At 46.5% G+C, this 12,403-nt stretch carries 9 protein-coding genes; 4 read left to right on the plus strand and 5 right to left on the minus strand.

The window, feature by feature from the left end; all coding sequences use genetic code 11:
- Positions 1 to 109: 109 nt before the first annotated feature.
- The 4 genes from hfq (at position 110) to WJT86_RS07220 (ending at position 8,257) form a co-directional block, all read left to right on the plus strand.
- Positions 110 to 364 (plus strand): RNA chaperone Hfq, encoded by a 255-nt coding sequence (gene hfq / locus WJT86_RS07205; RefSeq protein ID WP_346336871.1) that lies wholly within the window; start codon positions 110 to 112, stop codon positions 362 to 364.
- A gap of 4 nt (positions 365 to 368) precedes the next feature.
- Positions 369 to 1,796, plus strand: a complete 1,428-nt coding sequence (gene hflX, locus WJT86_RS07210) for a GTPase HflX (protein WP_346336872.1) — start codon at positions 369 to 371, stop codon at positions 1,794 to 1,796.
- 311 nt (positions 1,797 to 2,107) lie between these two features.
- Positions 2,108 to 7,555: an autotransporter outer membrane beta-barrel domain-containing protein gene (locus WJT86_RS07215; protein ID WP_346336873.1), complete on the plus strand. Its 5,448-nt coding sequence runs from the start codon at positions 2,108 to 2,110 to the stop codon at positions 7,553 to 7,555.
- Between the two features lie 111 nt (positions 7,556 to 7,666).
- On the plus strand, positions 7,667 to 8,257 hold the full coding sequence (locus WJT86_RS07220; protein ID WP_346336874.1) for a phosphatase PAP2 family protein: 591 nt from the start codon (positions 7,667 to 7,669) through the stop codon (positions 8,255 to 8,257).
- A 14-nt stretch (positions 8,258 to 8,271) separates the two neighbouring features.
- On the opposite strand, the gene mazG is transcribed toward WJT86_RS07220, so the two are convergent.
- From mazG to WJT86_RS07245, 5 genes are all read right to left on the minus strand, one after another.
- On the minus strand, positions 8,272 to 9,102 hold the full coding sequence (mazG, locus tag WJT86_RS07225) for a nucleoside triphosphate pyrophosphohydrolase (protein ID WP_346336875.1): 831 nt from the start codon (positions 9,100 to 9,102) through the stop codon (positions 8,272 to 8,274).
- Positions 9,103 to 9,229: 127 nt separating this feature from the next.
- Positions 9,230 to 9,535, minus strand: a complete 306-nt coding sequence (locus WJT86_RS07230; protein ID WP_346336876.1) for a YdhR family protein — start codon at positions 9,533 to 9,535, stop codon at positions 9,230 to 9,232.
- A gap of 285 nt (positions 9,536 to 9,820) precedes the next feature.
- Entirely contained in the window at positions 9,821 to 10,663 is an 843-nt protein-coding gene (locus tag WJT86_RS07235) for an alpha/beta fold hydrolase (protein ID WP_346336877.1), read from the minus strand.
- Between the two features lie 180 nt (positions 10,664 to 10,843).
- Positions 10,844 to 11,506 carry a DUF1345 domain-containing protein gene (locus WJT86_RS07240; protein ID WP_346336878.1) on the minus strand — a complete coding sequence of 221 codons (663 nt, stop codon included), beginning with the start codon at positions 11,504 to 11,506 and terminating at the stop codon, positions 10,844 to 10,846.
- A 92-nt stretch (positions 11,507 to 11,598) separates the two neighbouring features.
- Positions 11,599 to 12,402: an MBL fold metallo-hydrolase gene (locus tag WJT86_RS07245; protein WP_346336879.1), complete on the minus strand. Its 804-nt coding sequence runs from the start codon at positions 12,400 to 12,402 to the stop codon at positions 11,599 to 11,601.
- Position 12,403: the final 1 nt, after the last annotated feature.

The raw sequence follows: 12,403 nt of genomic DNA on the forward strand, positions 1-12,403 counted from the left end.
GCGCAACGACGGAGAGAGGCTCAGCCGGCAGACATCCGTCAATATTAATAAACTATCAACTACAACCCTGTAGGTTAGTCGGCAACTCAGGGAAAAGAGGCAAACTCCAATGGCGGGCGAGCGCACGCAAAATCTGCAAGATACTTTTCTTAACCACCTTCGTAAAAGCAAAATTCCTCTAACGATCTTCCTCGTTAATGGTGTGAAGCTGCAGGGTGTTGTTACCTGGTTTGATAACTTCTGTGTTCTCCTCCGCCGGGATGGGCATTCACAGCTGGTTTACAAGCATGCCATTTCGACAATTATGCCGGGGCATCCTGTGCAGTTGTTTGATCAGGTAGATGAAGTAGACGAAAAAGTCTGATTCTATGGAGTTGCCAGAACCTCCCTCTCGGCGGAAGGCAACTTCTCAGGAACCTGAGAAAGAAATTGCGTCCGGCACCAATACCCTTGTTGTCGGACCATACCTTTCCCGTTCCGCAAAAAGATACCAGTCATCAATCAAGACTGGTGGAAACTCCCCGTTAAAAGGGGATGTTGATGAAAACTCTCGCCCACCTGAATCACGCTTGGAAGAAGCGTCAGGGCTGGCTGCAGCAATTGACCTAACCATTATTAGCTCTCAACTAGTGACCTTGCAGGCTATCAGGCCGTCAACCTATATTGGCAAGGGAAAGCTTGAAGAGTTTGGTGAGTTCATTCAGGAACATGAGATTGGTCTCATTGTAATGGATTGCGCCTTAAGCCCGATCCAGCAGAGAAATCTGGAGCGGGCATGGAAAGCCAAGGTCATTGATCGAACCGGGCTTATTCTTGAAATATTCGGTCGTCGTGCACGCACTAAAGAGGGAACGCTTCAGGTTGAGCTCGCCCATCTGAATTATCAGAAGGGGCGGCTTGTGCGCGCATGGACCCACCTTGAGCGTCAGCGTGGTGGTTTTGGCTTTTTGGGTGGCCCCGGTGAAACCCAGATGGAAGCCGATCGACGGATGATTCAGGAGCGGATGAACCGCATTGAACGCGATCTGGAGACGGTGGTGAAAACCCGCACACTCCACAGAACCAAAAGAAAGCGTGTTCCTTATCCTGTTGTTGCGCTTGTTGGTTATACCAATGCGGGAAAATCAACATTATTCAACAGACTGACAAAAGCAGATGTGCTTGCAGAAGATATGCTGTTTGCAACACTTGATCCAACCACTCGGGCAGTCAAACTGCCTCATGGCAATCAGGTTATCTTGTCCGATACCGTTGGCTTTATTTCTGATCTGCCAACCACATTGGTTGCTGCCTTCCGGGCAACACTGGAAGATGTTGTTGAGGCAAACATCCTTCTTCATGTGCGGGATATCTCACATATTGAAAGTGAGGCACAGGCTGAGGATGTTGAAAGTGTTCTGGCCGAACTTGGAATTACCGGAGAAAGTGGGCACAAGATCATTGAGGTCTGGAACAAGGCTGATCTGTTATCTGAAAGTGACCGGGTTCTTTTTTCAGGCAAGTTCATCGACCGGCGTATCAAGAAGCATATTCCAGTTCTGACATCTGCCCTGACAGGTGAGGGGCTGGATGAGCTTTATGATGCGATTGAAGGCCTGATTTCTGAGAATAGACAGGTCTTCTCAATCGAGGTCTCTCCGGAGAAAGGCTGGGATATTGCTTGGCTTTACGAAAACTCAGAAGTTCTGGACCGGAGAAATAACCCTGAAACAGGAATAACTTATCTTGTTGTCCGGGCACCTAAAGAAAAAGCTGACCATATCCTGAAGCTATTTCCTCAAGCCAGCTTGCGGTAAATTTATTCATTACATTTGATCGTTGAAAAAAATATATCGCAATATGTTATCTTATTAATGACATATTGAGGCTGTAGAGCCCTTTCACATTATATTTTAGTAAAACTTTAGTTTTGAATTTTCCATAAAATAAATTATATTATCGAAGCATATTTTGTTTTTATGAAAAAATAGTCGGCATTATGAATATTCGAATAGATATTCACTGATAAAAAAAGCCAAAAAACAACCAGAATAGTAAAAAGAATAGCAGTAGGGGTTCGTTATAAATGTTTTTTAATAGAGAGACATTGTCTCTTAGAGGCAGGATAATGATACTTCTCGGTGGTGTATGTGCCCTGAGTATGATAACTGCAGCCTCTGCGCAGACGACAACACCACAAGATGCCAATAATTCCTCAATTATTCTGAGTGATGATGTCCTTATCTCTACAACAGGAACGGGCACGGCTAGCTATAATCTCTGGGCGCGTAATAACGGTATCATTACAGCGACCACTAATAATTTCAGCCTGACATCGCAAAGCACTTCTGTTCTTTATGCTCAGAGTGGCGGGCAAATCACACTTGATGGAACAGGAGGATTCCTAAATATCACCGGTGGAGTTCTTTTTGCAGGGGGCGGCATTGTTCATGCTACAGGGGCAAACAGTCTGATTTCTCTGACTGGAGCTTATATCACGACCAGTCAAGAGATTGGCGGCAGTGTAACTGGGGCTTATGCTAATTTAGGGGCAACATTATCTTTAACGGATACAACTATTTCGCTGACCGGCAGCTCAACAAATAATGTACCGACAGGTATCGTTGGTTTTTCTCTGGTCGGAACAACAAGTTCTGCCAATCTTTCAAATGTGACATTCAATATTGCAACCACTTCGACTTCAGGTGGATCTGTTGCCATTCTGGTAACTGACAGGGCAAACCTCACAGCTGATAACCTGAACATCAATCTAACCTCAGGAGGACGCTCAGGATCAAAGGTAGGTTTGTCGGTTACCAACAGTCAGGTAACGATATCTGATCTCGTCATTACCGGAGTAAGTACCTCAACTTTAAATGCTACTGTAAGTGGTGTATCAGTATTAGGTGCAGCAAGTATCGTTACGATAAACGGAGGAACGATCAGTGGGGCTGGCATTACTGCCGGGATATCAGCAAATAGCTATGGTACAATAAATGCCAATAATCTCAATGTATCCTCCAGCAAGAGTGCTGCCATAACGCTGGCTCAATCCATTAATAGCGGAATTCTGAATATCAGTGGTGGTAACTACGCAGCGCCAGCAAATGGCTCAACAACAGTATCTGCCTCCCATATGGGAAAACTGACTATTAAAGATGGTGCCGTTATCTCAAATATCGGCTCCACAAATGCTACAGGTGGTTATGCTGTCTATGCTTACAGTACAGTGGGGGCATCCTCTTATACCGATATAATCCTTGATGATGCCATCATAGATGCCAATGGTTACAGTGCCACCTATCGTGTGATTGGTGCTTATGCGGCTGGCTCTGCCTCCACTATTACGATGGATAACAGTACGATCAATGTTTCCGGTGGTGTCGTATCTCTTTCTGGTCTTGCATCCTATGGCGTTCTTGTGAACGGGACAGGAACCTCTTTTACCGGTACCAACAGCACGATAACCTTTTCAAGAAAAGATGCCTCGACGACTATTTACGGGGCTGCCGTTCAGGCTCAGGCCGGTGGTGTTGCATCTCTGGATGGCATGACAATCCAGCAGAACGGAAACTATTCTTATGGCATTGCGGCAACAGGAACCGGGTCAAAGATAACGGTTACCAATACTAGCGTGACATCACCGGGTACGGCTATCAATGGTGCTGGTCTGGCTGTTTCCTCGGGCGGTGAACTGCATATCACGGGCAGTACGGTCAGTTTTGCAGGAACGGGCAGCTATGGGGCCCTGCTAAACGGGATAAGCGGTACAACCAATATTCTGTCGGTTACGGATACGGAACTGACAAGCACTGGAGCTGCTGCAATTGCAATTGCAGAGGGAACGACTGGTGACGTAACCCTGAACGGAACAGGCACCAGTATTACAGGTAACGGCATCTGGCTCAATGTCAGTGGTGCTGGCAGTTATGGTGACATTATCATTAGGAATGGCGCAACAGTTCGCGGCGCCGCATTTACCGCTACGGGCAATACAGCCGATGTTGCTATGTCCTTCAATGCCGTGTGGGAGATATCGGGAGCATCACAGCTGTCCAATCTGTCGGTGGATGCCGCCACAATCAAATATATAGCCTCTGGTACAACACTGAATGTTACAAATGAAATCCAGCTAAAATCCGGAGGTGGTACGTTTGACACCAATGGCTATGATAACACGCTTGCCACCAAGCTGACAGATGTCGGAGCACTGACTAAAACCGGCTCCGGTACACTAACCTTAACTGCTGTCAATGATTATGCCGGTGGTACAACTGTTGCAGGCGGTGTTCTCCGGTTGATAGGTGATGGAGCGATTGGAGCGGGAATAGCCCAGATTGATGCGGGTGGAACCCTGTTTGTTGATCTGCCGAATAGTGGCGATTATGCCTTCAATAACGAGTTGATCGGTAATGGAACATTACAGGCCGCACTTGCAGATACAACGAAGTCTTTTGATTTTGGTATATCTGTTGGCACAGGCTTTACTGGTACATTCCGTATGGGAACGGGGCGTTTTGATCTCTCAGGAAACAATACTGCCGTTCTGACCAATGCAACCCTTCAAGCTGATACAGGCTCGATAGTTACAGTTGGTGCGGGCTCTCAGGCTGTCGGAAACCTGACATTTAACGGGGGTCGGTTACACTATGCTGATGTTTCCGTTCCCGCGGACATCAATACTGCTGATCTTGTTACAACCGGAAATGTCTCTGTTACCTCTAATGGCGGCATCGTAGCTGTCGATACAGCCGTTGCAGGCATTGTTATTCCAACCACGCCTTCAGACCAACTTAACCTTCTGTCTCAGGATGATAATGCACAGGTCAAACTGATTGATGCGAGCGGGACTGTTACAGGGGCGGGGGGCCTTACTCTGACAGATCTTGATGGCAATGTCATTTCCATGAGCAACCATCAGGTTGACATCATCTCTGGCGGTCAGACTGTTGCTGTTGGGAGCTATGATTATATTTTCTCCGGCAAAGATAATGATGGCGTTTATCTGGGCTATGGCCTCAAGCAGCTTGATCTGCAAAGTGGTCAGACGTTAACCCTGACACCTGATCTCGGTGCATCCGGCGGTGCTACTGATATGTCTGCCAAGATCACAGGCTCAGGTAATCTGGCCATTGATGCAGCAGGTGCTTCAGATGGTATTGTTTCCCTGTCCAATGCTACGAATGATTACCGGGGTATCACACATGTCTTGAGTGGGACCCTGCAGATGGCTAATGACCGGGTTCTCGGTCTGACCTCTGATCTTCAGATATTATCTGGCACAACCTTTGATATGAACGGGTTCTCACAAGCAGTTGGTGCAATTCATGTAGCCAGCGGTGGTGAGCTGAACCTGACTTCAGGCTCAACCCTGACCATCACAGATGCACAACGGGCGGTTGATGATACAGATGGGGGGGCTTTAGAGAACAATACTCTATTTGGCAGTGGGACCCTGGTGATTGACCCATCCATTCTGCATGTGAATGGTGTTCAGCAGGGCTTTACAGGTAATATTCAGATTACAGGTGGTTCAGAGCTTCAGCTGAACAATGTGAACGCCTTTGATACGACAACCTCCATTGAAGTTGTGGGGGCTGAAGACAAGGTCATCTTTACCGATCTTGCAGCATATAACCCGAACTGGACATCTGAGGTGACTGGCACAACAGCAGCCAGTTTCAAGGGAGCAGGCTCGGTTGAAGCAACATCCGGGTCAGACATCACACTGGCAGGTAACAGCTCCGGGTTCTCCGGTTTGTTTATTGCGGATACCAATGCTGTATTACGTGCCTCAGCGCAGCAGAACATCGGTACCGCTTCCATTCAGGCCGATGGGATATTTAATTTTGATGTCATTTCCGACCCATGGCATCTTGATAATGCTGTAACAGGTTCTGGGGAAGTACTGAAAACAGGTAATGGAGCTCTGATTGTTAATCAGGCTCTGGCAGGCTTCACAGGGCTGACACAGATAGATTCCGGAGCATTTGTTGTTGGCGACAGCTCGACAACTGGAGCTCTTGTTACTGGTTCTGTGAATGTTGCATCTGGCGCTGTTCTTTCCGGAACCGGTACCGTTGAAGGTCCTGTTCGGAATGATGGTGAGATCGTTGCCTATAATGTTTTTAACAGTGCAGCCGCAATATCCAACCTGACGGTCGGCCCTCTGGCCAATGCAGGCAGTATTAATCTTGCAGGCTCTGAAGTTGGTAATACGCTAACAGTTGTGGGTGGCCTCACCAGTCAGAAGGGTACCGTTACACTCAATACGGTTCTTGGTGATGATGCTTCAAAGACTGATCGACTGATACTTGATGGCGGTGCGACGACAGGCTCAACAAACCTGATCATCCATAACCAGAATGGGGCAGGTGGGCAGACTGTTATTGGCATACAGGTTGTTGAGGCCAGAAATGGTGCGACAACACAAGCTGATTCATTTGTTCTTGATCCATCTTCAGATGGTTATCGCTCAACAACAGCAACCCTTGCTTCCGGTGCGTATGATTATCAGTTGATCAGAGGCGGCCATGGTGGGGATGCCAACAGCTGGTATCTCTCCTCCAGCACCCAAGAAATCTCTTCCGGCAATGGGAACGGGAATGGAGGCGGACAACCTGTTTACCGTCCTGAAGCAGGTGTCTATCTCGCTCAGGCTCAGGTGGCACGTTCCATGTTCCTGATGACCTTTCACGATCGTGAGGGTTATGTGCAGATGAATTCAGCCGGACAGGCCCCGAAATATGCAGGCTGGGCCCGCATTGTTGGAAGTCACGAGAATAGTCGCGCTGCCAATAATGCACTTTCAACCTCAACAGGAACGGTTAAGGCACAGATGGGTCTTGATCTGTTCCAGTGGGAAAGTCAGCTGTTTGGCAGCTTCTACGCTGGTATTATGGGTGGTTGGGGCCATTCTGAACTGGAAGCAAAGAGCCGTCAGGGTAGTATGGCTAAAGCCAATGGCAAGACAGATGGTTACTCCGTTGGTGTGTATGGAACCTGGTATCAGAACGATAAGGGGCAGGGCGGTGCTTATGTTGATACCTGGGCACAGTACAGCTGGTTCAACAACGAAGTGAGAGGTATTGGTTTACCGGTCGAGAAGTTTGACTCTCAAGCATTCACAGCATCTATCGAAGGTGGATACAGCCTTCTTCTGAATGAGAGTGATAATTTCAAGCTGTTCCTGGAGCCACAGGCGCAGCTGGCCTATGTCAGCTATCACTCGGACAGCCATAACGAAGTGAATGGTACTCGTGTTCGTTACAAAGCTGGGAATGGGTTGATTGCCCGCATAGGAGCGCGTCTCTACAGCGTTCATATGACGGGACGGGACCAGATTGTACGCCCCTATATTGAAGCCAACTACTGGTACAACCAGAAGGGTGGTAAGCTTTATATGAATAATGATCTGGTACCCGGTAATACACCGCGCTCATCTGGAGAGATTAAGGCTGGTCTGGCGGCCCAGATCAATAAAAACTTCCAGATATGGGGAGATGTAGGGGCCCGCTTTGGTGGCAACAAATATAGCTCATTCACAGCTCAGGCTGGCCTGAAATACAGCTGGTAGTAAAGTCATTCCATAAAAGGCTGCCGACGGGGTTTTACTCGTCGGCTTTTATTTGACGCTTTATTAAAAGCCTCCAATTATCATCAGCGCGTTAGATACGGCTTATGCCCAATGGACTATAATATGTTGGAAGCTCTGAACCCTAGTTGGTTTCTGTCATTAAATGCGACGCCGGATACAGCACATAGTGTGCTTGTATTTGCCCGTTTCTGCGCAAAATATCTGGTTTTTATTATCCCGATAACATTGTTGTATTTATGGTGTTTTCGCGGGAGCCTTGGGCGTATACAGGCAATGTTCTGTCTGGCCACCATTCTTATGGCAATGGGGATTGCAGAGATTGTACAGCTTTTCTATTTCCATCCGCGCCCATTTATGGTGCCTTTAGGCCATTCTTGGTTGCATCATGCACCCAACACATCCTTCCCGAGCCATCACGGTACCTTTTTCTTCAGTGCAGCCATAGCGTTACTTGTCGCTCATGTTAGAGGTGCGGGTTATCTGGTCTTGGCAACAGCTCTTATTGTTGCTTGGTCTCGGGTTTTTCTAGGTGTTCATTTCCCTCTGGATATGGTCGGGGCTCTCATTGTCTCAGTTGTTGCCTGTATTCTGGTCGTGCCCTTATGGAGAAGATGGGGAGATAGGCTAACGACAATTTGTGAGACAATCTATTTTCGTTTTTTGCCTTACAGATTCAGGTGAAATGAGAAAGGGGATTATTCGTTTTCAATCCTTTTAGCCTCATTCCAGAGCATATCCATTTCCTGAAGATTACTATCAGACAGTGAAAGGCCTTTTTCGGCAAGCTGTTGCTCTATCCATTTGAAACGACTTTCAAACTTTTTATTGGTTCGGCGTAATGCACTTTCCGGATCAATCTTGAGATGGCGCGCCAGATTCGCAACCGAAAACAGTAAGTCGCCAATCTCTGCCTCTACATGATCGTGGTTAGTCGTCTCCAAGGCTTCTTCAACTTCTGCAAGCTCTTCTTTTATTTTGGCGACAACCTCAGCTGTAGTTGGCCAGTCAAAGCCAACCTTCGCTGCCTTTGATGTGAGTTTGTCGGCACGGATGAGGGCAGGGAACGGCTGTGGGATATCATCAAGATAGTATTTACGAGATGAGCTGTTTTCGAGCCCGAATTTCTGTCGCTCAATAGCCTTCTCTCGTTTTTCTTCAGCCTTGATCTCATCCCATAATTCTTTGACCTGAGCAGGTGTTAAATCCCGTGCATTGCCAAAGACATGAGGATGCCGCCTAATAAGTTTACGTGTAATTGCCTCGACAACATCACCAAAATCAAACTGGTTTTCTTCACTGGCCATTTGCGTATAGAAAACAACCTGTAACAACAGATCGCCCAGCTCTTCTTTCAGGTCTGGCATATCCTGCCGTTCAATGGCATCAACGACCTCATAGGTTTCTTCGATCGTATATTGTGTGATTGTCTTGAAGGTCTGTTCCAAATCCCATGGGCATCCTGTTTCAGGAGTGCGCAAGGCCTTCATAATAGCGATAAGACCAGAAATATCCTTTGAGGGCTTCATAATAATCCAAACATCCTTGGCAAATAGGCAATATTCTCTGAGAGTGTGCTATTGAATTCTTTATTGGAGCTTTAAATAAAAATTGCCACCCCAATTCTGAGGTGGCGTTTTAAAATTTATTGATTGCTCAAGGAAAGAATTTTTCACCAAAGGTAATTTTAGTCATGGGTTCATTCACGGTAAATATCTTATATCGGATATTCTGAGCACCCATTTTTTTTGCACGCTCTACGTGCATATCAGCATACTTCTGCGCATGTTCTTCTGTTTGAAAACGATATAGACCGCCAGCTTCGCCCGTTTTAAGGTTTTGCGTCCAGATTTTTGAGACGAAGCCCGGCTCGTGTGTAATGCTTTCAGCAAGAGCTTGCGTATCGCGGTTGATAAGAACTTCATGCGGGAACTGAAAATCAAATTGCAGAATAACAGACATGTTCTTGGCCCATAAGTTTAATTTTGTATCTGACCAGCATAGTTGCTAGGGCCGTTGATTACAATGCGCCAAGACTGCGGCTCATATGAAATGCTGATGCCGATAAACGGAAACGCTCAAGAAGAAGGCACTGAGTTCAAATAAAATCCGCATCCGCATCTCAATATAAGTTCCATAATATATCTTATGCGAATTTAATTTAGGCATATCAGGGTATAGCCCTCTCAGAAAAAAAGCGGGCCATAATTATGACCCGCCGCACTATTTTTAAACCTGAAGCTGATCTTAGCTCTTCAGGAATGCCAGAATATCAGCATTGATCACCTCAGCATGGGTTGTGTGCATACCGTGCGGATAGCCTGGATAGATCTTAAGGACTGAGTTTTTAATCAGTTTATCCTGAAGGATGGCTGCTTCCTTGTAAGGAACAACCTGATCATCATCACCCTGCATGACCAGAACTGGTACATCAATGGCCTTCAGATCTTCAGTCTGATCAGTTTCAGAGAAAGCTGCAACGCCCTGGAACTGAGCTAACTGGCCACCCATCATACCCTGACGCCACCAGTTATGAATTGTGCCCTGAGAAACTTCAGCGCCTTTACGGTTAAAGCCATAAAACGGACCGGAAGCCACATCTTGATAGAACTGTGCTCTGTTCGCAATAATGGCCTTACGAAACTCATCAAAAACTTCAACTGGTGTGCCGTTAGGATTTGAAGCTGTTTTGACCATGAGTGGTGGAACGGAACTGATCAGAACTGCTTTGGCAACCCTACCCTGTGGGCCTCCAAACTTAGCAATATAGCGTGCAACCTGACCACCACCTGTGGAGTGGCCAATATGGACGGCATTCTTAAGATCAAGATGCTCAACAACAGCCGAAGTATCAGATGCATAATGATCCATATCATGTCCGGTATCTGTCTGTGTTGAGCGACCATGTCCGCGACGATCATGGGCAATCACACGATATCCTTTGTCCAGGAAAAACAGCATCTGTGCATCCCAGTCATCAGCCGACAGCGGCCAGCCATGGTGGAATACAATTGGCTGAGCAGACTTTGGACCCCAGTCCTTGAAGAAAATATCTATTCCATCCTTGGTTTTCACAAAACTGTTTGTCATCAGGAACTCCTCTTTGAGATGAGCATCAGGGATTAAACCTCGTGCTTTCTCTATAACAATTAAGTCTGTTTTATCTTTTTCAAGGAGGTCCTTTGCCAAAAATTTTTTCGCCATTAGGATGAACTGTGAAAGATGTGTGATGAGACACAGGGATAATTGTAGCAGCTGCCATAACAGGCGTTAAGACAAACTCGCCGCAACATTAACGAAAATACCTAATATGCTGATATTAAAAATAAATGATAACACTGACTGTAGCAAAACAATCTTTCGCATTGATGTATTGCCAATTGACACATCGGCCGTCTGTGAGGCTACAGAGATTGTGAAAGAAAAATAAAGAAAGTCCCAATATCCGGGATTATCCAGCTTATCAGGAAAATTGAGAGCCCTGCTCTTGCTGTTTGTTTTTTGATAAAAGATATGTGCGTAATGGATTGTAAATGCGGTAGGAATAAGAAGCCACGACGAAAGTAAGGTTGCTCCGGATAACCCCAGTCGAACCACTTTATCAACCCCATCAGCATCTTTTGCATTTGCCAGCTCAAGAAAAATAACACCAAGACTGGTTACACAGGCAATACAGACCAGAAACAGAACGGTTGCAGCCGTCTCATCCTCCGACTGTGCAACCTGCTTGATATGGTGTGGTTCAGAACTGAGTATCAGAAGCCATAACAAGACAATATATATCCAGGCTATGACATTCCAGCTGACCATACCGCGAAACAATAACGACATATTGCCCGGCATCATCAGAAAGCAGACAGCTCCCGCAGCAATGGCAATGAGTAATTTGGGGTGAGCGCGCACAAGGGTTTTACTAAACGAAAGAATGCGCATTTGTCTGATATCCCAAACGATGACACGAAACAGGATATTTAAAGATAGGTCAGAACTGATACATCAGGCAAGTATTTAGTAAATATAAAGTTTTACTCGGAAATTGTTACAGTTAACCCATCATATGCCGGCTCTATGTGAGACGGTAAACGTTGACGTAGAACCTCATAATCAAGATCATTATGAAGGTTGGTCAAAATAGCATGTTTGGGCTTCAGGAACTCAATGTATTCAAGTGCTTGCTCAACATTCAGATGTGTTGGATGTGGTTTATCCCGCAATGCATCAAGCACTAATAAATCAAGATATTTCAGAACCTCAAGGCTCGCATCCGGAATTCGACTAACATCAGGAGCATAAGCCATCTTACCAAAACGGAACCCGAAACTGTCAATATCACCATGATGTAGCAGGAAAGGAAGTGCACTCACCGCTCCTCCCGGCCCGTTGATGATCAGTTCTCTGCCAACCTCCAGAAGATGATCCTCCAAAATTGGCGGATAACTGCTTCCTGCCGGTGTTTTAAAACAATAACCAAAACGGTGCAGCAGGAGATCCATCGTCTGTCTCGAGGCGTAAACTGGCATACGTCGGTGCATATCAATGACAAGCGGACGCAAATCATCAATGCCATGGGTATGGTCAGCATGCTCATGCGTATAAAGCACCGCATCAAGCCGTTGAGGTCCAACACTCAACAGCTGTTCCCTCAAGTCTGGTGATGTATCGACTAAAACAGAAGTTGTACCATGCTCATTGTAACGTTCGACGAAGACGGAGCACCGCCGACGGCGATTCTTGGTGTTTGTAGGGTCGCATGCACCCCACCCTGCTGAAGCGGCTCTTGGTACGCCGCCAGATGATCCGCAGCCCAATATTGTGAGCCTCAGCGCCATA

Source organism: Hohaiivirga grylli (assembly GCF_039655745.1).
GTDB lineage: Bacteria > Pseudomonadota > Alphaproteobacteria > Rhizobiales > Beijerinckiaceae > Hohaiivirga > Hohaiivirga grylli.

What these genes read in the sequence shown, in the direction of transcription:
- hfq (WP_346336871.1), top strand. Translation starts at nt 110, where the DNA reads ATGGCGGGCGAGCGCACGCAAAATCTGCAAGATACTTTTCTTAACCAC.
- hflX (WP_346336872.1), top strand. Translation starts at nt 369, where the DNA reads ATGGAGTTGCCAGAACCTCCCTCTCGGCGGAAGGCAACTTCTCAGGAA.
- WJT86_RS07215 (WP_346336873.1), top strand. Translation starts at nt 2,108, where the DNA reads ATGATACTTCTCGGTGGTGTATGTGCCCTGAGTATGATAACTGCAGCC.
- WJT86_RS07220 (WP_346336874.1), top strand. Translation starts at nt 7,667, where the DNA reads ATGGACTATAATATGTTGGAAGCTCTGAACCCTAGTTGGTTTCTGTCA.
- mazG (WP_346336875.1), bottom strand. Translation starts at nt 9,102, where the DNA reads ATGAAGCCCTCAAAGGATATTTCTGGTCTTATCGCTATTATGAAGGCC.
- WJT86_RS07230 (WP_346336876.1), bottom strand. Translation starts at nt 9,535, where the DNA reads ATGTCTGTTATTCTGCAATTTGATTTTCAGTTCCCGCATGAAGTTCTT.
- WJT86_RS07235 (WP_346336877.1), bottom strand. Translation starts at nt 10,663, where the DNA reads ATGACAAACAGTTTTGTGAAAACCAAGGATGGAATAGATATTTTCTTC.
- WJT86_RS07240 (WP_346336878.1), bottom strand. Translation starts at nt 11,506, where the DNA reads ATGCGCATTCTTTCGTTTAGTAAAACCCTTGTGCGCGCTCACCCCAAA.
- WJT86_RS07245 (WP_346336879.1), bottom strand. Translation starts at nt 12,402, where the DNA reads ATGGCGCTGAGGCTCACAATATTGGGCTGCGGATCATCTGGCGGCGTA.